This is a genomic window from Klebsiella sp. SYXHC3 (assembly GCF_057196925.1).
The window spans coordinates 483320-505099 of record NZ_JBXUNG010000003.1; the positions used below are offsets into that span (position 1 = coordinate 483320).

The 21780-nt window shown below is 54.5% G+C and carries 21 protein-coding genes and 1 tRNA gene; 20 read left to right on the forward strand and 2 right to left on the reverse strand.

Going from position 1 to position 21780, the window contains the following annotated elements; all coding sequences use genetic code 11:
• Positions 1–76 precede the first annotated feature (76 nt).
• The gene (gltA, locus tag AC2CGP_RS11795) at positions 77–1360 is read right to left on the reverse strand and encodes a citrate synthase (RefSeq protein WP_015367676.1); all 1284 of its coding nucleotides are present in this window, start codon (positions 1358–1360) and stop codon (positions 77–79) included.
• Positions 1361–1543: 183 nt separating this feature from the next.
• A complete protein-coding gene (locus AC2CGP_RS11800; RefSeq protein WP_418268990.1) occupies positions 1544–1675 on the reverse strand; it encodes a hypothetical protein in 132 nt (43 codons plus the stop codon).
• Positions 1676–1999: 324 nt separating this feature from the next.
• Between AC2CGP_RS11800 and sdhC the strand changes: the two genes are divergently transcribed.
• The 20 genes from sdhC to AC2CGP_RS11900 all read left to right on the forward strand — a co-directional run bounded on the left by sdhC (position 2000) and on the right by AC2CGP_RS11900 (position 21779).
• Positions 2000–2404, forward strand: a complete 405-nt coding sequence (gene sdhC, locus AC2CGP_RS11805; protein ID WP_020079340.1) for a succinate dehydrogenase cytochrome b556 subunit — start codon at positions 2000–2002, stop codon at positions 2402–2404.
• Complete coding sequence (sdhD, locus tag AC2CGP_RS11810; RefSeq protein ID WP_015367674.1) at positions 2398–2745, forward strand: succinate dehydrogenase membrane anchor subunit; 348 nt, start codon at positions 2398–2400, stop codon at positions 2743–2745. Before sdhC ends, sdhD begins: the two co-directional genes overlap by 7 nt.
• Entirely contained in the window at positions 2745–4511 is a 1767-nt protein-coding gene (gene sdhA, locus AC2CGP_RS11815; RefSeq protein WP_015367673.1) for a succinate dehydrogenase flavoprotein subunit, read from the forward strand. Before sdhD ends, sdhA begins: the two co-directional genes overlap by 1 nt.
• Positions 4512–4526: 15 nt before the next feature.
• Positions 4527–5243, forward strand: coding sequence for a succinate dehydrogenase iron-sulfur subunit SdhB (gene sdhB / locus AC2CGP_RS11820; protein WP_020079339.1), 717 nt, complete (start codon positions 4527–4529; stop codon positions 5241–5243).
• A 265-nt stretch (positions 5244–5508) separates the two neighbouring features.
• Positions 5509–8316 carry a 2-oxoglutarate dehydrogenase E1 component gene (sucA, locus tag AC2CGP_RS11825; RefSeq protein WP_213759392.1) on the forward strand — a complete coding sequence of 936 codons (2808 nt, stop codon included), beginning with the start codon at positions 5509–5511 and terminating at the stop codon, positions 8314–8316.
• Positions 8317–8330: 14 nt separating this feature from the next.
• Positions 8331–9551: a 2-oxoglutarate dehydrogenase complex dihydrolipoyllysine-residue succinyltransferase gene (gene odhB / locus AC2CGP_RS11830; RefSeq protein WP_020079338.1), complete on the forward strand. Its 1221-nt coding sequence runs from the start codon at positions 8331–8333 to the stop codon at positions 9549–9551.
• A gap of 145 nt (positions 9552–9696) precedes the next feature.
• Positions 9697–10863: an ADP-forming succinate--CoA ligase subunit beta gene (gene sucC, locus AC2CGP_RS11835; RefSeq protein WP_015367670.1), complete on the forward strand. Its 1167-nt coding sequence runs from the start codon at positions 9697–9699 to the stop codon at positions 10861–10863.
• Complete coding sequence (gene sucD, locus AC2CGP_RS11840) at positions 10863–11732, forward strand: succinate--CoA ligase subunit alpha (RefSeq protein WP_015367669.1); 870 nt, start codon at positions 10863–10865, stop codon at positions 11730–11732. Before sucC ends, sucD begins: the two co-directional genes overlap by 1 nt.
• 791 nt (positions 11733–12523) lie before the next feature.
• Positions 12524–14092, forward strand: a complete 1569-nt coding sequence (cydA, locus tag AC2CGP_RS11845) for a cytochrome ubiquinol oxidase subunit I (RefSeq protein ID WP_015367666.1) — start codon at positions 12524–12526, stop codon at positions 14090–14092.
• Positions 14093–14107: 15 nt separating this feature from the next.
• Positions 14108–15247 carry a cytochrome d ubiquinol oxidase subunit II gene (gene cydB / locus AC2CGP_RS11850; RefSeq protein ID WP_015367665.1) on the forward strand — a complete coding sequence of 380 codons (1140 nt, stop codon included), beginning with the start codon at positions 14108–14110 and terminating at the stop codon, positions 15245–15247.
• A 15-nt stretch (positions 15248–15262) separates the two neighbouring features.
• Entirely contained in the window at positions 15263–15376 is a 114-nt protein-coding gene (gene cydX / locus AC2CGP_RS11855) for a cytochrome bd-I oxidase subunit CydX (RefSeq protein WP_004100325.1), read from the forward strand.
• A complete protein-coding gene (gene ybgE, locus AC2CGP_RS11860; protein WP_015367664.1) occupies positions 15376–15666 on the forward strand; it encodes a cyd operon protein YbgE in 291 nt (96 codons plus the stop codon). The genes cydX and ybgE overlap by 1 nt, the downstream gene beginning before the upstream one ends.
• A gap of 160 nt (positions 15667–15826) precedes the next feature.
• Positions 15827–16231: a tol-pal system-associated acyl-CoA thioesterase gene (ybgC, locus tag AC2CGP_RS11865; RefSeq protein ID WP_004859689.1), complete on the forward strand. Its 405-nt coding sequence runs from the start codon at positions 15827–15829 to the stop codon at positions 16229–16231.
• On the forward strand, positions 16228–16920 hold the full coding sequence (gene tolQ, locus AC2CGP_RS11870; protein WP_015704769.1) for a Tol-Pal system protein TolQ: 693 nt from the start codon (positions 16228–16230) through the stop codon (positions 16918–16920). Before ybgC ends, tolQ begins: the two co-directional genes overlap by 4 nt.
• A 3-nt stretch (positions 16921–16923) precedes the next feature.
• Positions 16924–17352, forward strand: coding sequence for a colicin uptake protein TolR (tolR, locus tag AC2CGP_RS11875; RefSeq protein ID WP_015367661.1), 429 nt, complete (start codon positions 16924–16926; stop codon positions 17350–17352).
• Positions 17353–17442: 90 nt separating this feature from the next.
• Positions 17443–18747, forward strand: coding sequence for a cell envelope integrity protein TolA (gene tolA / locus AC2CGP_RS11880; protein WP_015704770.1), 1305 nt, complete (start codon positions 17443–17445; stop codon positions 18745–18747).
• Positions 18748–18877: 130 nt separating this feature from the next.
• Positions 18878–20170 (forward strand): Tol-Pal system beta propeller repeat protein TolB, encoded by a 1293-nt coding sequence (gene tolB / locus AC2CGP_RS11885; protein ID WP_015367659.1) that lies wholly within the window; start codon positions 18878–18880, stop codon positions 20168–20170.
• Positions 20171–20204: 34 nt separating this feature from the next.
• A complete protein-coding gene (gene pal / locus AC2CGP_RS11890) occupies positions 20205–20729 on the forward strand; it encodes a peptidoglycan-associated lipoprotein Pal (RefSeq protein ID WP_004859700.1) in 525 nt (174 codons plus the stop codon).
• A gap of 9 nt (positions 20730–20738) precedes the next feature.
• On the forward strand, positions 20739–21542 hold the full coding sequence (cpoB, locus tag AC2CGP_RS11895; RefSeq protein WP_015704771.1) for a cell division protein CpoB: 804 nt from the start codon (positions 20739–20741) through the stop codon (positions 21540–21542).
• A 161-nt stretch (positions 21543–21703) separates the two neighbouring features.
• A tRNA-Lys gene (locus AC2CGP_RS11900) sits at positions 21704–21779 on the forward strand.
• The last annotated feature ends 1 nt before the right edge of the window (position 21780 follow it).

Below are 21780 nucleotides of genomic sequence, written 5' to 3' on the forward strand. Positions count from 1 at the left end.
AATTTTTTTGTACGCTTAAATAAAAAAAATCGGGGAAGGTCCCCGATTTTTTTTGCTAACCCCGACAGGGTTGAAATTACTTCTTGAGATCGGACTTGAAATCGCGCTTCTGGTAGCCGGTATACAGCTGACGCGGACGGGCAATTTTCATACCGTCGCTGTGCATTTCGTTCCAGTGGGCAATCCAGCCGACGGTACGCGCCATCGCGAAGATGACGGTAAACATCGAGGATGGAATACCCATCGCTTTCAGGATGATGCCGGAGTAGAAGTCGACGTTCGGATACAGTTTCTTCTCGATGAAGTACGGGTCGTTGAGCGCGATATGCTCAAGTTCCATCGCCACTTCCAGCAGATCGTCCTTGGTGCCCAGCTCTTTCAGTACTTCGTGGCAGGTTTCACGCATTACGGTGGCGCGCGGATCGTAGTTCTTGTACACGCGATGACCGAAGCCCATCAGGCGGAAAGAGTCATTCTTGTCTTTCGCGCGGCGCACGAATTCCGGAATGTGTTCAACGGAGCTGATCTCTTCCAGCATTTTCAGCGCGGCTTCGTTGGCGCCGCCGTGCGCCGGCCCCCACAGGGAGGCGATACCCGCAGCGATGCAGGCGAACGGGTTAGCGCCGGAAGAGCCAGCGGTACGCACGGTAGAGGTTGAGGCGTTCTGTTCGTGGTCAGCGTGCAGGATCAGGATACGGTCCATCGCGCGTTCCAGCACCGGGTTAACCTCATAGGTTTCGCACGGCGTGGAGAACATCATATTCAGGAAGTTACCCGCGTAGGAGAGATCGTTGCGCGGATACACGAAAGGCTGGCCGATAGAATATTTGTAACACATCGCTGCCATGGTCGGCATTTTGGACAGCAGACGATAGGCGGCGATTTCACGGTGACGTGGGTTATTTACGTCCAGTGAATCGTGATAGAACGCCGCCAGCGCGCCGGTAATACCGCACATCACCGCCATCGGGTGAGAGTCGCGGCGGAACGCGTGGAACAGACGGGTAATCTGCTCGTGGATCATGGTGTGGCGGGTAACGGTAGTTTTGAATTCGTCGTACTGCTGTTGAGTCGGTTTTTCGCCGTTCAACAGGATGTAGCACACTTCAAGATAATTTGACTCGGTAGCCAGCTGATCGATCGGGAAACCGCGGTGGAGCAGGATCCCTTCATCGCCGTCGATAAAAGTAATTTTAGATTCACACGAGGCTGTTGAAGTGAAACCGGGGTCGAAGGTGAAGACACCTTTTGAACCAAGACTACGAATATCAATAACATCCTGACCGAGCGTGCCTTTTAGCACATCAAGTTCAATAGCAGTGTCACCACCCAGGGTGATTTTTGCTTTAGCATCAGACATTTATGGTCTCCTTAGCGCCTTTTATTGCTTAAGACTGCCGGGTGGTGGATTTGCATTCGGCCCGAACCTGACTACGTTACCAGATTGTTATGTTGCTCACAGCTCTGTGTCGCGAAAATTGCAGGGTACAGAGCGCAGGCGCTTGATGGTACGTCTTCAGCCCGGGAGTGAAACGGCAGCAAATCAGCGTTTTAGCAGCCCGAATATTAAAACCTGTATACCACTAATAACTGTCCTGATTACATCGGTCAATACCATCACACTGTTACATAACTTATTCTCAGGTGAAAGAGTGACCCCATAACTTTTGGGCATTATTGCATTAATCTAGTAATGGTTGTAACAAGAATGTTTAATATTTGTCAAATCAGGTGATTAAAATTTAAAATAATGTTGTAATCGTGACCTTGATCACTGTTCCGGACAAAACCCGACAAACTATATGTAGGTTAATTGTAATGATTTTGTGAACGGCCTATACTGCCGCCAGGTCTCCGGAACACCCTGCAATCCCGAGCCACCCAGCGTTGTTTGGTCACGCTTTTACTCCTGGAAAGGGGTTTTAACATGACTTCTGGTTATAGAAAGGACGCTGTCTGACCCGCAAGCAGACCGGAGGAAGGAAACAATAAGAACAGCATGTGGGCGTTATTCATGGTAAGAAATGTGAAAAAACAAAGACCTGTCAATCTGGATCTACAAACGATTCGATTCCCAATCACGGCGATAGCGTCCATTCTCCATCGCGTATCCGGTGTGATCACTTTTGTGGCGGTCGGTATTCTGCTTTGGTTGCTGGGCACCAGCCTTTCCTCTCCGGAGGGCTTCCTGACGGCCGCCTCCATCATGAATAGCTTCTTCGTGAAGTTCATCATGTGGGGCATCCTCACCGCGCTGGCTTATCACGCCGTTGTCGGTATCCGCCATCTGCTGATGGACTTTGGCTATCTGGAAGAAACCCTCGAAGCAGGGACACGCTCCGCCAAAATTTCTTTTGTTATTACTGTCGTGCTTTCACTTCTCGCAGGAGTCCTCGTATGGTAAGCAACGCCTCAGCACTGGGACGCAACGGCGTACATGACTTTATTCTGGTCCGTGCTACCGCCATCGTTCTGACCCTCTACATCATCTACATGGTTGGCTTCTTCGCCACCTCCGGTGAGATCTCCTGGGAAATCTGGACCGGATTCTTCTCCTCCGCGTTCACCAAAGTCTTTACCCTGCTGGCTCTCGTTTCCATCCTGATTCACGCCTGGATCGGTATGTGGCAGGTGTTGACGGACTACGTTAAACCACTGGCCGTGCGCTTAGTTCTGCAACTGATTATCGTTGTGGCGCTGGTGGCTTACGTTCTTTATGGATTTGTTGTGGTGTGGGGTGTGTAATGAAATTGCCAGTCAGAGAATTTGATGCAGTTGTAATTGGTGCCGGCGGCGCAGGTATGCGCGCGGCGCTGCAGATTTCCCAGAGCGGACAGACCTGTGCGCTGCTCTCTAAAGTTTTCCCTACCCGTTCCCATACCGTTTCCGCGCAGGGTGGCATCACCGTCGCGCTCGGTAATACCCATGAAGATAACTGGGAATGGCACATGTACGACACCGTAAAAGGGTCGGACTATATCGGCGACCAGGACGCCATCGAATATATGTGTAAGACCGGCCCGGAAGCGATTCTTGAGCTGGAACATATGGGTCTGCCGTTCTCCCGTCTTGATGACGGCCGTATTTATCAGCGTCCGTTTGGCGGCCAGTCGAAAAACTTCGGCGGCGAGCAGGCGGCACGTACCGCGGCGGCGGCCGACCGTACCGGTCACGCGCTGCTGCACACCCTGTATCAACAGAACCTGAAAAACCACACCACTATCTTCTCCGAATGGTATGCCCTCGATCTGGTGAAAAACCAGGACGGTGCGGTGGTCGGTTGTACCGCTCTGTGCATCGAAACCGGTGAAGTGGTGTACTTCAAAGCTCGCGCTACCGTGCTGGCGACCGGCGGCGCAGGCCGTATTTATCAATCCACCACCAACGCCCACATCAACACCGGCGACGGCGTCGGTATGGCTCTGCGCGCGGGCGTTCCGGTGCAGGATATGGAAATGTGGCAGTTCCACCCGACCGGTATCGCCGGGGCGGGGGTGCTGGTCACCGAAGGTTGCCGCGGCGAAGGCGGTTACCTGCTGAACAAACACGGCGAGCGCTTTATGGAGCGTTATGCGCCGAACGCGAAAGACCTGGCGGGTCGTGACGTGGTGGCGCGTTCCATCATGATCGAAATCCGCGAAGGCCGCGGCTGCGATGGTCCGTGGGGCCCGCACGCCAAGCTGAAACTGGATCACTTGGGTAAAGAAGTGCTGGAATCCCGTCTGCCGGGCATTCTTGAACTGTCTCGTACCTTTGCCCACGTTGACCCGGTTAAAGAACCGATTCCGGTTATCCCAACCTGCCACTACATGATGGGCGGTATTCCGACGAAAGTGACCGGCCAGGCGCTGACCGTGAACGAGAAGGGCGAAGATGTGGTGATCCCGGGCCTGTTCGCCGTTGGCGAAATCGCCTGTGTATCGGTACACGGCGCCAACCGTCTGGGCGGCAACTCGCTGCTGGACCTGGTGGTCTTCGGCCGCGCGGCGGGTCTGCATCTGCAGGAATCCATCGCCGAGCAGGGCGCGCTGCGCGCTGCCAGCGAGTCCGATGTCGAAGCTTCCCTGGACCGTCTGAATCGTTGGAACAACACCCGTTCCGGCGAAGACCCGGTTGCTATCCGCAAAGCGCTGCAGGAATGTATGCAGCATAACTTCTCGGTCTTCCGTGAAGGCGACGCGATGCACAAAGGTCTGGAAAAACTGAAAGAGATCCGCGAGCGTCTGAAAAATGCGCGCCTGGACGACACTTCCAGCGAGTTCAACACCCAGCGTGTCGAGTGTCTGGAGCTGGATAACCTGATGGAAACTGCCTATTCCACGGCGGTATCCGCAAACTTCCGTACCGAAAGCCGCGGCGCGCATAGCCGCTTCGACTTCCCGGAACGTGATGATGAAAACTGGCTGTGCCATTCCCTGTATCTGCCAGAGTCGGAATCCATGACGCGTCGAGCGGTCAACATGGAACCGAAACTGCGTCCGGCATTCCCGCCGAAGATTCGTACTTATTAATGCGGAGACAGGAATATGAAACTCGAGTTTTCAATTTATCGCTATAACCCGGATGTTGACGACGCTCCGCATATGCAGGATTACACCCTCGACGCGGAAGAAGGTCGCGACATGATGCTGCTGGATGCGCTTATCCAGCTGAAAGAAAAAGATCCGTCGCTGTCGTTCCGCCGCTCCTGCCGTGAAGGGGTGTGCGGTTCCGATGGTCTGAACATGAACGGTAAAAATGGTCTGGCGTGCATCACGCCGATCTCCGCGCTGAACCAGCCGGGTAAGAAAATTGTTATCCGTCCGCTGCCTGGATTGCCGGTTATCCGCGATTTGGTGGTAGACATGGGGCAATTCTACGCACAATATGAGAAGATCAAGCCTTACTTATTGAATAATGGGCAAAATCCTCCGGCTCGCGAGCATCTGCAGATGCCTGAGCAGCGCGAGAAACTCGATGGTCTGTACGAGTGTATTCTGTGCGCATGTTGTTCGACCTCTTGTCCGTCGTTCTGGTGGAACCCGGACAAGTTCATCGGCCCGGCAGGCCTTCTGGCCGCGTATCGCTTCCTGATTGACAGTCGCGATACCGAAACCAGCGAGCGTCTGGAAGGTCTGAGCGATGCTTTCAGCGTATTCCGCTGTCACAGCATTATGAACTGCGTCAGTGTGTGTCCTAAGGGATTGAACCCAACGCGCGCTATCGGCCATATTAAGTCGATGCTGCTGCAGCGCAGCGCGTAAGTTGTTTTCGTTGCCGGATGGCGACGTAAACGTCTTATCCGGCCTACAGGATCGTATCTTGTAGGCCTGATAAGCGAAGCGCCATCAGGCAATAGATATAGCAGGAAACCTCTAAAAACTGCCCCTGATAGTTAGACAGTTTTTAAAGGTTCCTTAGCGGATAGAAACCACAACTCGTCCGCAACAAGTGAACCCCGGCACGTGCACTCGGTGTGCGTGGTAGTTTCTACGGCGAAATAAGCATAAAAATGCTTAAGGGATCACGATGCAGAACGGCGCAATGAAAGCCTGGCTGGACTCTTCTTACCTCTCTGGTTCGAACCAGAGCTGGATAGAACAGCTCTATGAAGACTTCTTAACCGATCCTGACTCTGTTGACGCCAACTGGCGTTCGATGTTCCAGCAGTTACCTGGCACCGGAGTTAAACCGGATCAATTTCATTCGAAAACGCGTGATTATTTCCGTCGACTGGCGAAGGATGCCTCACGTTACACTTCTTCGATATCCGACCCTGATACCAATGTGAAGCAGGTTAAAGTCCTGCAGCTCATCAACGCATACCGCTTCCGTGGTCACCAGCAGGCGAAACTCGATCCGCTGGGACTGTGGCAGCAAGAGAGAGTGGCGGATCTCGATCCGGCTTACCACGATCTCACCGAGGCCGATTTCCAGGAAAGCTATAACGTAGGTTCTTTCGCCATCGGAAAAGACACGATGAAGCTGGGCGACCTGATCGCGGCGCTTAAGCAAACCTACTGCGGCTCCATCGGCGCGGAATACATGCACATCACCTCTACTGAAGAAAAACGCTGGATCCAGCAGCGCATTGAGTCAGTAGCAGGCAAAGCGAGCTTCACCGCGGAAGAGAAAAAGCGCTTCCTGAGCGAGCTGACCGCCGCGGAAGGCCTGGAGCGCTATCTCGGCGCCAAATTCCCGGGCGCGAAACGCTTCTCGCTGGAAGGCGGCGATGCGTTAATCCCGATGCTCAAAGAGATCATCCGCCACGCCGGTAAGAGTGGCACCCGTGAAGTGGTGCTGGGTATGGCGCACCGTGGTCGTCTGAACGTACTGGTCAACGTGCTGGGTAAAAAACCGCAGGACCTGTTCGACGAATTCGCGGGCAAACATAAAGAACACCTCGGCACCGGCGACGTGAAGTACCACATGGGCTTCTCTTCCGATATGGAAACCGAAGGCGGTCTGGTTCACCTGGCGCTGGCGTTTAACCCGTCGCACCTGGAAATCGTCAGCCCGGTGGTTATCGGCTCCGTACGCGCCCGTCTGGATCGTCTGGACGAGCCGAGCAGCAATAAAGTTCTGCCAATCACCATCCACGGCGACGCCGCGGTAGCCGGCCAGGGCGTGGTTCAGGAAACCCTGAACATGTCCAAAGCGCGCGGTTACGAAGTGGGCGGAACCGTTCGCATCGTTATCAACAACCAGGTTGGCTTCACCACGTCCAACCCGCTGGATGCGCGTTCTACGCCGTACTGCACCGATATCGGTAAAATGGTTCAGGCGCCGATTTTCCACGTTAACGCGGATGACCCGGAAGCGGTTGCTTTCGTTACCCGTCTGGCGCTGGATTTCCGTAATACCTTCAAACGCGATGTCTTCATCGACCTGGTGTGCTATCGCCGTCACGGCCACAACGAAGCCGACGAGCCGAGCGCAACCCAGCCGCTGATGTACCAGAAAATCAAAAAGCATCCGACTCCGCGCAAAATCTATGCTGACAAGCTGGAACAGGACAAAGTCGCGACGCTGGAAGACGCTACCGAACAGGTTAACCTCTACCGCGATGCGCTGGATGCCGGCGATTGCGTGGTAGCGGAATGGCGTCCGATGAACATGCACTCCTTTACCTGGTCTCCGTACCTCAACCATGAGTGGGACGAGAGCTACCCGGATAAAGTTGAGCCAAAACGTCTGCAAGAGCTGGCCAAACGCATCAGTACGGTGCCGGAAACCGTTGAGATGCAGTCTCGCGTAGCGAAAATCTACGGCGACCGTCAGTTGATGGCCGCCGGTGAGAAACTGTTCGACTGGGGCGCGGCGGAAAACCTGGCGTACGCCACCCTGGTTGATGAGGGTATCCCGGTGCGTCTGTCCGGCGAAGACTCCGGTCGCGGTACCTTCTTCCACCGTCATGCGGTTATCCATAACCAGAGCAACGGTTCTACCTATACGCCGCTGCAGAACGTACACAACGGTCAGGGCCAGTTCCGCGTCTGGGATTCCGTGCTGTCTGAAGAAGCGGTACTGGCATTCGAATATGGTTACGCCACCGCGGAACCACGCACCCTGACCATCTGGGAAGCGCAGTTCGGCGACTTCGCCAACGGCGCGCAGGTGGTGATTGACCAGTTCATCAGCTCCGGCGAGCAGAAATGGGGCCGGATGTGCGGCCTGGTGATGCTGCTGCCGCACGGCTACGAAGGGCAGGGCCCGGAGCACTCCTCCGCGCGTCTGGAACGTTATCTGCAGCTGTGCGCTGAGCAGAACATGCAGGTTTGCGTACCGTCCACTCCGGCACAGGTTTACCACATGCTGCGTCGTCAGGCGCTGCGCGGTATGCGCCGTCCGCTGGTGGTCATGTCGCCGAAATCTCTGCTGCGTCACCCGCTGGCGGTTTCCAGCATGGACGAACTGGCGAACGGCACCTTTATGCCGGCGATTGGCGAAATCGACGAGCTCGATCCGCAAGCCGTGAAACGCGTCGTACTGTGCTCTGGTAAGGTTTACTACGACCTGCTGGAACAGCGCCGTAAAAACGAGCAAAAAGATGTCGCCATCGTGCGTATCGAACAGCTCTATCCGTTCCCGCATCAGGCGGTACAGGAAGCGCTGAAAGCTTACTCGCACGTCCACGATTTTGTCTGGTGCCAGGAAGAGCCGCTCAACCAGGGCGCATGGTACTGCAGCCAGCACCACCTTCGTGAAGTAGTTCCATTTGGGGCCTCTCTGCGTTATGCAGGCCGCCCGGCCTCCGCCTCTCCGGCGGTAGGGTATATGTCCGTTCACCAGAAACAGCAACAAGATCTGGTCAATGACGCGCTGAACGTCGATTAATTAAAGGATACACAATGAGTAGCGTAGATATTCTGGTTCCCGACCTTCCTGAGTCCGTAGCTGACGCAACCGTCGCCACCTGGCACAAAAAACCGGGCGACGCGGTAGTCCGCGACGAAGTTCTGGTCGAAATCGAAACTGACAAAGTGGTACTGGAAGTACCGGCATCAGCGGACGGCATTCTGGATGCAGTACTGGAAGACGAAGGCGCCACCGTGCTGTCTCGTCAGATTCTGGGCCGCCTGCGTGAAGGCAACAGCGCCGGTAAAGCCGCTGATGCGAAAGCTGATACCAAAGAGTCCACCCCGGCTCAGCGTCAGCAAGCGTCTCTGGAAGAGCAGAGCAACGACGCGCTTAGCCCGGCTATCCGTCGTCTGCTGGCTGAACACAGCCTCGACGCGGCGGCGATTAAAGGCACCGGCGTTGGCGGCCGCCTGACCCGCGAAGACGTTGAGAAACATCTGGCGAGCGCGCCGGCGAAAGCTGAAGCGAAAGCGCCAGCCGCTGCTGCGGCGCCGGTTGCGCAACTGGGCCACCGCTCTGAAAAACGCGTACCGATGACCCGTCTGCGTAAACGCGTTGCCGAGCGTCTGCTGGAAGCGAAAAACTCTACCGCCATGCTGACCACGTTCAACGAAGTCAACATGAAGCCGATTATGGATCTGCGTAAGCAGTACGGCGAAGCGTTCGAAAAACGTCACGGTATCCGTCTGGGCTTCATGTCCTTCTACGTGAAAGCGGTTGTTGAAGCGCTGAAACGTTATCCGGAAGTGAATGCTTCCATCGATGGCGACGATGTGGTTTATCACAACTACTTCGACGTGAGCATGGCGGTTTCGACCCCACGTGGCCTGGTGACTCCGGTGCTGCGTGACGTTGACCTGCTGGGCATGGCGGATATCGAAAAGAATATTAAAGAGCTGGCAGTGAAAGGCCGTGACGGCAAGCTGACCGTAGATGACCTGACCGGCGGTAACTTCACCATTACCAACGGCGGCGTATTCGGTTCTCTGATGTCCACGCCGATCATCAACCCACCGCAGAGCGCCATTCTGGGTATGCATGCCATTAAAGACCGTCCGATGGCGGTCAATGGCAAGGTAGAAATTCTGCCGATGATGTACCTGGCGCTCTCCTATGACCACCGTCTGATCGACGGACGTGAATCGGTAGGCTTCCTGGTAGCGATTAAAGAGCTGCTGGAAGATCCGACTCGTCTGCTGCTGGACGTGTAGTCAGTAAGAGTATTACCTACCGTAGGCCGGATAAGGCGTTCGCGCCGCCATCCGGCGTTGATGAGATGCCTGATGGCGACGCTTGCGCGTCTTATCAGGCCTACAGGTTTAAAGATAATTATTACCTGAAGGATGGACTGAACACATGAACTTACATGAATATCAGGCAAAACAACTTTTTGCCCGCTATGGCTTACCGGCGCCGGTGGGTTATGCCTGTACTACTCCGCGTGAAGCAGAAGAAGCCGCTTCAAAAATCGGCGCGGGTCCGTGGGTAGTGAAATGTCAGGTTCACGCTGGTGGCCGCGGTAAAGCGGGCGGTGTGAAAGTAGTTAAGAGCAAAGAAGAGATTCGCGCTTTTGCTGAGCATTGGCTGGGCAAACGCCTGGTGACTTACCAAACAGATGCTAACGGCCAGCCGGTAAACCAGATTCTGGTTGAAGCAGCGACCGATATTGATAAAGAGCTGTATCTGGGCGCGGTTGTTGACCGTAGCTCCCGTCGCGTGGTGTTCATGGCGTCTACCGAAGGCGGCGTGGAAATCGAAAAAGTAGCGGAAGAAACCCCGCACCTGATCCACAAGATCGCCATCGATCCGCTGGCGGGCCCGATGCCTTACCAGGGTCGCGAACTGGCGTTCAAACTGGGTCTGGAAGGTAAACAGGTTCAGCAGTTCACCAAGATCTTCATGGGTCTGGCGACCATCTTCCTGGAGCGCGATCTGGCGCTGATCGAAATCAACCCGCTGGTTATCACCAAGCAGGGTGACCTGATCTGCCTCGACGGTAAACTGGGCGCTGACGGCAACGCGCTGTTCCGCCAGCCGGATCTGCGTGAAATGCGCGACCAGTCTCAGGAAGATCCGCGCGAAGCTCAGGCGGCGCAGTGGGAACTGAACTACGTTGCCCTCGACGGCAACATCGGTTGCATGGTTAACGGCGCAGGCCTGGCGATGGGTACCATGGACATCGTTAAGCTGCACGGCGGCGAACCGGCTAACTTCCTCGACGTTGGCGGCGGCGCCACCAAAGAGCGCGTGACCGAAGCGTTCAAAATCATCCTCTCTGACGACAACGTTAAAGCGGTTCTGGTTAACATCTTCGGCGGTATCGTACGTTGCGATCTGATCGCTGACGGCATCATCGGCGCGGTTGAAGAAGTGGGTGTTAACGTACCGGTTGTTGTACGTCTCGAAGGTAACAACGCCGAACTGGGCGCGAAAAAACTGGCTGACAGCGGCCTGAATATTATTGCAGCGAAAAGTCTGACGGACGCAGCACAGCAGGTTGTTGCCGCAGTGGAGGGGAAATAATGTCAGTTTTAATTAATAAAGACACCAAGGTTATCTGCCAGGGCTTTACCGGTAGCCAGGGTACATTCCACTCTGAACAAGCGATCGCTTACGGCACTCAGATGGTTGGCGGCGTAACGCCAGGTAAAGGCGGCACCACCCACCTGGGCCTGCCGGTATTTAACACCGTGCGCGAAGCCGTTGAAGCCACCGGCGCGACTGCGACCGTCATCTACGTTCCGGCGCCGTTCTGCAAAGACTCCATTCTGGAAGCTATCGACGCGGGCATTAAGCTGATTATCACCATCACCGAAGGTATCCCGACCCTGGATATGCTGACCGTGAAAGTGAAGCTGGACGAAGCTGGCGTTCGCATGATCGGCCCGAACTGCCCAGGCGTTATCACCCCGGGCGAATGTAAAATCGGCATCATGCCGGGTCACATTCACAAGCCGGGTAAAGTGGGCATCGTTTCCCGTTCCGGTACCCTGACCTATGAAGCGGTTAAGCAGACCACCGACTACGGCTTCGGCCAGTCTACCTGCGTCGGTATCGGCGGCGACCCGATCCCGGGCTCCAACTTCATCGATATCCTGAAAATGTTCCAGGAAGACCCGCAGACCGAAGCGATCGTCATGATCGGTGAAATCGGCGGCAGCGCGGAAGAAGAAGCGGCAGCTTACATTAAAGAGCACGTGACTAAGCCGGTTGTCGGCTACATCGCGGGCGTTACCGCGCCGAAAGGCAAGCGTATGGGCCACGCCGGCGCCATCATCGCGGGCGGTAAAGGTACTGCTGATGAGAAATTTGCTGCGCTGGAAGCGGCCGGTGTGAAAACCGTTCGCAGCCTGGCGGATATCGGCGAAGCGCTGAAAGCTATCATCAAGTAAACCCTCACTGCTCCTCAGGAGCAGACTAATGTCCGATTTCGACATGGTTGGCCACCGTCAGGTGGCCTTTTTTTTGCCTTGTCGACAGCCGCAGGCGCTCTCTTGCGTTAAAAACCCCTATTTTATTGATTTACTGAATATTATTGGGAATAATCACTCGCCGCTTTGCCGGGGGAGGGGAGATGGTTAATTTTATGTGAAAATAAACAGAAAAACGCAGACGTTATTTTTTGCATTTCGATTGGGAAAAATAGTGTGACCGGTCTAACATTATTAGGATCGCATCATTTCTTACCTTAAATTGGTCAAAGTTAAAATTATATTACCTATAATTCTCATCTCTCTCTTTTTAGTAACCGCTAGCGGCAGACTTTAAACACATTTTTAACATCAATTTTACTGTTATTCTTTATTGCGCCACATAATTAACATAGGCGGGAAAAATTGATTTATATCAATGCTTAATACTTGGAAAAAATCCACAAAAAACGTTAAATTGTCGCAAATCAAATTGGCCTATTCGGGGCATTTTCGCTATATATTGATCACCGTCGAAAAATGTAAAGCTGGAACAATAAAATCCTATTTATTGTAAGGTTATTGCGGCGTAATATATTAGAGAATCATTTGGTTTTTTCGTTAACGTATTTGTAACCTTTGCGAGGGCACTGTTTCATCGCCAGATGAGCAGTAACGTACCAGGGAGCAAATAATTTTGTATTGGGGCATGCGTATGAACCTGAATTTTGGGTTCGTTCTCGGAGTCTTCATGCGATGAGCAAGGAGTCATGATGTTAGATATAGTCGAACTGTCGCGCTTACAGTTTGCCTTGACCGCGATGTACCACTTCCTTTTTGTGCCGCTAACGCTCGGTATGGCGTTCCTGCTGGCCATCATGGAAACGGTCTACGTCCTTTCCGGCAAACAGATTTATAAAGATATGACCAAGTTCTGGGGCAAGTTGTTTGGTATCAACTTCGCTCTGGGTGTCGCAACCGGTTTGACCATGGAGTTCCAGTTCGGGACTAACTGGTCTTACTATTCTCACTATGTGGGCGATATCTTCGGTGCGCCGCTGGCCATTGAAGGTCTGATGGCCTTCTTCCTCGAATCTACCTTTGTAGGTCTGTTCTTCTTCGGTTGGGATCGTCTGGGCAAAGTTCAGCACATGGCGGTGACCTGGCTGGTCGCTCTGGGGTCTAACCTCTCCGCGCTGTGGATCCTTGTGGCCAACGGCTGGATGCAGAACCCGATCGCATCGGATTTCAACTTTGAAACCATGCGTATGGAGATGGTCAGCTTCTCTGAGCTGGTCCTGAACCCGGTTGCTCAGGTTAAATTCGTCCACACCGTGGCCTCCGGCTATGTGACTGGCGCGATGTTCATCCTTGCTATCAGCTCCTGGTACATGCTTAAAGGCCGTGATTTCGCCTTTGCTAAGCGCTCCTTCGCGATTGCTGCAAGCTTTGGTATGGCCGCTATCCTCTCCGTTATCGTCCTCGGCGATGAGTCCGGTTACGAAATGGGTGACGTGCAGAAAACCAAACTGGCGGCGATTGAAGCAGAATGGGAAACTCAGCCGGCGCCGGCTGCCTTTACCCTGTTTGGTATTCCCGATCAGGAAGCGCAAACCAACCACTTCTCCATCCAGATCCCTTACGCGCTGGGTATCATCGCTACCCGCTCGGTGGATAAGCCGGTTATCGGCCTGAAAGATCTGATGGCGCAGCATGAAGAGCGTATTCGTAACGGGATGAAAGCCTATGCGCTGCTGGAACAGCTGCGCGCCGGTTCCACCGATCAGGCGGTTCGCGATCGGTTCAATGATGTTAAGAAAGACCTCGGTTATGGCCTGCTGCTCAAGCGCTATACCCCGAACGTCGCCGACGCCACGGAAGAGCAGATTGCTAAAGCGACCAAAGACTCTATTCCGAGCGTAGCGCCGCTGTACTTCGCCTTCCGTATCATGGTGGCGTGCGGCGTACTGATGCTGTTGATTATCGGCGCCTCTTTCTGGACCGTGATTCGTAACCGCATTGGCGAGAAAAAATGGCTGCTGCGCGCCGCGTTCTTCGGTCTGCCGCTGCCGTGGATTGCCGTTGAAGCGGGCTGGTTTGTTGCCGAGTATGGCCGTCAGCCGTGGGCGATTGGTGAAGTGCTGCCTACAGCGGTGGCGAACTCATCGCTGACCGCGGGCGATCTGATCTTCTCGATGTTGCTGATCTGCGGTCTGTATACGCTGTTCCTGGTGGCTGAACTGTTCCTGATGTTCAAGTTTGCCCGCAAAGGACCGAGCAGCCTGAAAACGGGTCGCTATCACTTTGAACAGTCCTCCGCGGCTATTCAGTCGGCACGCTAAGACAGGAGTCGTCAAATGATCGATTATGAAGTATTGCGTTTAATCTGGTGGCTACTGATCGGCATCCTGCTGATTGGCTTCGCCGTCGCCGACGGATTCGACATGGGGGTGGGCATGCTCACCCGTTTCCTCGGTCGTAATGACACCGAGCGTCGAATCATGATCAACTCCATCGCCCCGCACTGGGACGGAAACCAGGTGTGGCTCATCACCGCCGGCGGCGCGCTGTTTGCTGCCTGGCCGATGGTATACGCCGCCGCGTTCTCCGGCTTCTATGTGGCGATGATTCTGGTGCTGGCGTCTTTATTCTTCCGTCCGGTGGGCTTCGACTACCGCTCCAAGATTGAAGATACCCGCTGGCGCAACATGTGGGACTGGGGCATCTTCGTGGGGAGCTTTGTGCCGCCGCTGGTTATCGGCGTGGCTTTCGGCAACCTGCTGCAGGGCGTACCGTTCCATATTGATGAGTATCTGCGTCTGTACTACACCGGCAATTTCTTCCAGCTGCTGAATCCGTTTGGTCTGCTGGCGGGTATCGTCAGCGTGGCGATGATCCTGACGCAGGGCGCGACCTACCTGCAGATGCGTACCGTAGGCGAACTGCATCTGCGCACCCGCACCGTCTCCACGGTGGCGGCGCTGGTGACGCTGGTTTGCTTCGCGCTGGCGGGCGTATGGGTCTACTACGGTATCGACGGTTACGTGGTGAAATCGGTGCTGGATCATACCGGCCCGTCTAACCCGCTGACCAAAGAAGTGGCGCGTGAAGCCGGCGCGTGGATGGTTAACTTTAACAATATGCCAGCGCTGTGGGCTATTCCTGCCCTGGGCGTGGTGCTCCCGCTGCTGACCGTCGCGTCGACAAAAGCAGATAAAGGCGCCATGGCGTTTCTGTTCTCCTCGCTGACGCTGGCCTGCATCATCCTGACCGCGGGTATCGCGATGTTCCCGTTCATCATGCCGTCCAGCACGATGCTGAATGCGAGCCTGACGATGTGGGATGCCACCTCCAGCCAGCTGACGCTGAATGTGATGACCTACGTGGCTATCGTGTTTGTGCCGATTATCCTCGGCTACACCACCTGGTGTTACTGGAAGATGTTTGGCCGCATTACCCGCGAAGACATCGAAAAGAACACCCACTCGCTGTACTAAGGTAAGGAGCTATATATGTGGTACTTCGCATGGATTTTGGGAACGCTGCTTGCCTGTGCCTTTGGGGTGATTACCGCGCTGGCGCTTGAGCACGTGGAAGCAACCAAAGCAGGTAAAGAAGAGCATTGATGAAAATTATCGCGACCCTTTACGCGATGATGGACAAGCGCCCGTTAAGGGCGCTTTCCTTATTAATGGCGCTCCTGCTGGCAGGCTGCATCTTCTGGGATCCGTCGCGCTTTGCGGCGAAGACCAGTGGGCTTGAAATCTGGCATGGTTTCTTGCTGATGTGGGCGGTGTGCGCCGGCGTCATTCACGGTGTGGGCTTCCGTCCGAAAGCCGTGCACTGGCAGGGGATTTTCTGTCCGCTTATCGCTGATATTGTTCTCTTTGCAGGCCTGATCTTTTTCTTCTTTTGAAAGATAAGAGTATAAGAGAAGTCTGTTAACCGCATGGGCTTGCATAAGCCCATAAAAATTTACTCGCCGTTTACTTTCTCCCATTCCAAACCACGATTCCCGCGCGTATAGTAGCGAAGTTTGAAAGCACTACTCTTTTTTTGCATTACCGGGATGTAAAGTGAATACAACGCTGTTTCGATGGCCGGTCCGGGTCTACTACGAAGATACCGATGCCGGTGGTGTGGTTTACCACGCCAGTTACGTCGCTTTTTATGAAAGAGCACGCACAGAGATGCTGCGCCACCATCACTTCAGTCAGCAGGTTCTGTTGGCTGAACGAGTTGCCTTTGTCGTTCGCAAAATGACGCTGGAGTATTTTGCGCCCGCCAGACTCGACGACATGCTCGAAATCCAGACGGAAATTACCTCGATGCGAGGCACCTCTTTGGTTTTCACGCAGCGAATCGTCAACGCCGAGAATACAGTTTTGAACGAAGCTGAAGTTCTCATTGTGTGCGTTGATCCACTCTTAATGAAGCCTCGTGCGCTTCCCAAGTCTATTGTCGCGGAGTTTAAGCAGTGACTGACATGAATATCCTTGATTTGTTCCTGAAGGCGAGCCTTCTGGTTAAACTTATCATGTTGATTTTGATTGGTTTTTCTATCGCTTCCTGGGCTATTATTATTCAGAGAACGCGTATCCTCAATTCCGCCAGCCGCGAAGCCGAAGCGTTTGAAGATAAGTTCTGGTCCGGTATTGAACTGTCTCGCCTGTACCAGGAGAGCCAGGGCCGTCGCGATAGCCTCGCCGGTTCCGAGCAGATTTTTTACAGCGGCTTTAAAGAGTTCGCGCGTCTGCATCGTGCCAACAGCCATGCGCCGGAAGCGATTGTCGAAGGGGCGTCGCGCGCGATGCGTATCTCGATGAACCGCGAACTGGAAACGCTGGAAACGCATATTCCGTTCCTTGGCACCGTGGGTTCCATCAGCCCGTATATCGGCCTGTTCGGTACCGTCTGGGGGATCATGCACGCCTTTATCGCCCTCGGCGCGGTGAAGCAGGCGACACTGCAGATGGTTGCGCCGGGGATCGCGGAAGCGCTGATCGCCACGGCAATCGGTCTGTTTGCTGCCATCCCGGCGGTTATGGCCTACAACCGTCTGAACCAGCGCGTGAACAAACTTGAACTGAACTACGACAACTTTATGGAAGAGTTCACCGCCATTCTGCACCGTCAGGCGTTTACCAGCAGCGAAAGCAATAAGGGGTAAGCCATGGCCAGAGCACGTGGACGCGGACGTCGCGAACTGAAGTCCGAGATTAACATCGTTCCGCTGCTGGATGTCCTGTTGGTGCTGTTGCTGATCTTCATGGCGACAGCGCCGATCATTACGCAGAGCGTGGAAGTCGATCTGCCGGACGCCACGGAGTCGCAAGCGGTGAAAAGCAACGATGAACCACCGGTTATCGTTGAAGTCTCCGGAGTAGGGCAGTACAGCGTGAAAGTCGGTCAGGAAACGTTGTCCCAACTGCCGCCGGAGCAGGTCATTGCTGAAGCGAAGCGCCGACTCGAAGCGAACGAGAAGACGGTGTTCCTTATCGGTGGCGCGAAAGATGTGCCTTACGATGAAATCATTAAAGCGCTTAACCTGTTGCATAGCGCAGGGGTTAAATCGGTTGGCTTAATGACCAAGCCTATTTAATCGGCCCGCGGAGCGAGCGGCGGTGGATATCGATAGCATTCCGCCGTTGCTTTTAAGCGGCAACAGGCGAACAGTTTTTGGGAACCGATAGTGTCAAAGGCAACCGAACAAAACGATAAGCTTAAACGAGCGATCATAGTTTCAGTGGTGCTGCACATCATTCTGATTGCGCTACTGATCTGGAGTTCGTTCGACGAGCATCTGGATACTTCCGGCGGCGGCGGAGGTTCGTCCATTGATGCGGTGATGGTCGATCCTGGCGCGGTAGTCAACAACTACAACCGCCAGCAGCAACAGCAGTCCAGCGCGCGTCGCGCGGCCGAGCAGCGTGAAAAGCAGGCTCAGCAGCAGGCCGAGGAACTGCGGGAAAAACAGGCTGCCGAGCAGGAACGCCTGAAGCAAATGGAACAAGAACGTCTGCAGGCGCAGGAAGCGGCTAAAGAAGCGAAAGAGCAGCAAAAACAGGCTGAAGAAGCGGCAGCCAAGGCGGCGGCCGCGGCAAAAGCGAAAGCAGATGCCCAGGCGAAAGAAGCGCAGGAAGCTGCCGCTAAAGCCGCTGCTGATGCCAAAGCTAAGGCCGATGCCCAGGCGAAAGTCGCGGAAGCGGCTGCCGCTAAGGCGGCAGCCAAAGCAGCCGCTGACGCGAAGAAACAGGCGGAAGCCGAAGCGGCGAAAGCCGCCGCGGATGCGCAGAAGAAAGCCGAAGCGGAAGCTGCGAAAAAAGCTCAGCAGGATGCAGAGAAGAAAGCGCAGCAGCAGGCCGAGAAGAAAGCTCAGCAGGAAGCGGCGAAACAGGCTGCGGCAGAAAAGGCCGCCGCTGAGAAAGCTGCTGCCCAGAAAGCTGCCGCGGAAAAAGCTGCTGCTGAAAAAGCCGCAGCAGCCGAAAAAGCCGCTGCCGCCAAAGCTGCCGCAGCAGAAAAAGCGGCGGCTGATAAAGCGGCCAAAGCCGCCGCCGCGAAGGCCGCCGCGGCCAAGAAAGCCGCTGCAGCTAAAGAAGCAAGCGGTGTTGACGATCTGCTTGGTGACCTGAGCTCAGGTAAGAATGCGCCGAAAACCGGCGGTGGCGCTAAAGGTAATGGCCAGCCATCGAAAGATAGCGGTGCCTCAGGCGCCAACGGCGGGGCAACGGGAGCTGATATCAGCGCATACGCAAAGCAAATACAGATGGCTATTCAAAGCCGCCTGTATGATGCCAGCCTCTATCAAGGCAAGCGTTGCGTGTTGCATATCAACCTTGGGCCTGACGGCACATTAAAGGATATCACCTCTGAAGGAGGCGACCCTGCGCTGTGTCAGGCGGCATTAACGGCAGCACGTACTGCGAGTATTCCTAAACCGCCAAGTCAGGCTGTTTATGAGAAAATAAAAAATGCGACACTAGACTTTAAACTGTAATCGTTTTTCCCCGTACAAGCGGGGAAAAACAATCTATGGTAGTCACAGGGTTTTGGTAGTTTTGTGTATTTGGGTTTGTTAACATTCTGCTAAATTATCGTGGGCTTTCCGCCCGGATAAGGGAGATATGATGAAGCAGGCATTACGAGTAGCATTTGGTTTTTTGATGCTGTGGGCGGCGGTGCTGCACGCAGAAGTACGCATCGAGATCACCCAGGGGGTGGACTCGGCGCGCCCCATCGGTGTGGTGCCATTCCAGTGGGCTGGCCCGGGCGCTGCGCCTGAAGATATTGGCGGCGTGGTAGCGGCTGACCTGCGCAATAGCGGCAAGTTTAATCCGCTGGATCGCTCGCGCCTGCCTCAGCAGCCGGGTAGCGCTCAGGAAGTGCAGCCTGCAGCATGGTCCGCGCTGGGCGTTGACGCCGTGGTCGTAGGCCAGGTGACGCCAAACCCTGACGGTTCTTACCAGGTTGCCTATCAGCTGGTTGATACCGGCGGTGCGCCGGGTACCATCCTGTCGCAAGGCTCTTTCAAAGTGACCAAGCAGTACCTGCGTTATGCCGGACATACTGCCAGTGACGCGGTATTCGAAAAGCTGACCGGAATTAAAGGCGCTTTCCGTACCCGTATCGCTTACGTGGTTCGCACCAATGGCGGTCAGTTCCCGTATGAGCTGCGCGTCTCTGACTACGACGGCTACAATCAGTTCCTGGTTCACCGTTCATCACAGCCGCTGATGTCGCCGGCATGGTCTCCGGACGGTTCTAAACTGGCCTATGTGACCTTCGAAAGCGGCCGCTCCGCGCTGGTAGTTCAGACGTTGGCGAATGGCGCAGTCCGTCAGATTGCCTCCTTCCCGCAGCACAACGGCGCGCCGGCCTTCTCGCCGGATGGCAGCAAACTGGCATTCGCACTGTCGAAAACCGGTAGCCTGAATCTGTACGTGATGGACCTTGGCTCCGGCCAGATTCGTCAGGTGACTAACGGTCGCAGCAATAACACCGAACCGAGCTGGTTCCCGGATAGCCAGAACCTGGCGTTTACTTCCGACCAGGCTGGCCGTCCTCAGGTGTATAAAGTCAACATCAACGGCGGTACGCCGCAGCGTATTACCTGGGAAGGTTCGCAGAACCAGGATGCTGACGTCAGCGCTGATGGTAAAATTATGGTAATGGTAAGCTCGGCCAACGGTCAGCAGCACATTGCTAAGCAAGATCTGGAAGCGGGTGGTGTACAGGTTCTGTCATCAACGTTTTTAGATGAAACGCCAAGTCTGGCACCTAACGGCACTATGGTAATCTACAGCTCTTCTCAGGGGATGGGATCCGTGCTGAATCTGGTTTCTACAGATGGGCGTTTCAAAGCGCGTCTTCCGGCAACTGATGGACAGGTAAAATTCCCTGCCTGGTCGCCGTATCTGTGATAATAAATAATTGATTATTAAAGGAATCAAAGAAATGCAACTGAACAAAGTGCTGAAAGGGCTGATGATCGCTCTGCCGGTTATGGCAATCGCGGCGTGTTCTTCCAACAAGAACGCCAGCAACGACCAGAGCGGTGAAGGCATGCTGGGTGCCGGCACTGGTATGGACGCTAACGCTAACGGCGGCAACATGTCTTCCGAAGAGCAAGCTCGTCTGCAGATGCAGCAGCTGCAGCAGAACAACATCGTTTACTTCGATCTGGACAAGTACGATATCCGTTCTGACTTCGCTGCAATGCTGGATGCGCACGCTAACTTCCTGCGTAGCAACCCGTCCTACAAAGTGACCGTAGAAGGTCACGCGGATGAGCGCGGTACTCCGGAATATAACATCGCTCTGGGTGAGCGTCGTGCTAACGCCGTTAAGATGTATCTGCAGGGCAAAGGTGTTTCTGCTGACCAGATTTCCATCGTTTCTTACGGTAAAGAAAAACCTGCAGTACTGGGTCATGACGAAGCGGCATATGCCAAAAACCGTCGCGCCGTACTGGTTTACTAAGAGAATTGCATGAGCAGTAACTTCAGACATCATTTATTGAGTCTGTCGTTACTGGTTGGCATAGCGGCCCCCTGGGCCGCTTTTGCTCAGGCGCCAATCAGTAGTGTCGGCTCAGGCTCGGTCGAAGACCGCGTCACTCAACTTGAGCGTATTTCCAATGCTCACAGCCAGCTTTTAACCCAACTCCAGCAACAACTCTCCGATAACCAAAGCGATATTGATTCCCTGCGCGGTCAGATTCAGGAAAATCAGTATCAGCTCAATCAGATTGTCGAACGCCAGAAGCAGATTCTGCAACAGATCGACGGGCTGACGAGCGGTGGCGGAGCAGCAGCGGCAGGCGCGCAGGCGCAGGCTCCGTCGTCTTCCGGCGATCAAAGCTCGGCTGCCGCCAGTACGGCGCCAGCGGCGTCTTCCGGGGCGCCTGCGATGACCGGGGATGCCAACACCGATTACAACGCGGCTATTGCGCTGGTTAAAGATTCGTCCCGCCAGGATGACGCAATGGTGGCGTTTCAGAACTTCGTCAAGAAGTACCCGGATTCAACTTATCAGCCGAACGCCAACTACTGGCTCGGACAGTTGAACTACAATAAGGGGAAAAAAGACGATGCGGCATATTATTTCGCCTCAGTGGTGAAAAACTATCCGAAATCCCCGAAAGCGCCGGATGCGATGTTTAAAGTCGGCGTTATCATGCAGGACAAAGGCGACACCGCGAAAGCGAAAGCGGTTTACCAGCAGGTAGTCAGCAAATTCCCTGGCACCGATGGTGCGAAACAAGCGCAAAAACGTCTTAACGCCCTGGGTTGATTATGGCATGACCAGAAATCGCGTTATTTCTGGTCTTGTCGCACGAAACCCAAGCAGTTAAGTGATCTTTATCGAAATTTTAGTTGCGCTGAAATCTGAAATCAGTAATATATGCCGCCGTTGCCAAGGGATATCGAACAAGCCCAAAGCGACGCCAGAGTGGGTCGTTAGCTCAGTTGGTAGAGCAGTTGACTTTTAATCAATTGGTCGCAGGTTCGAATCCTGCACGACCCACCAA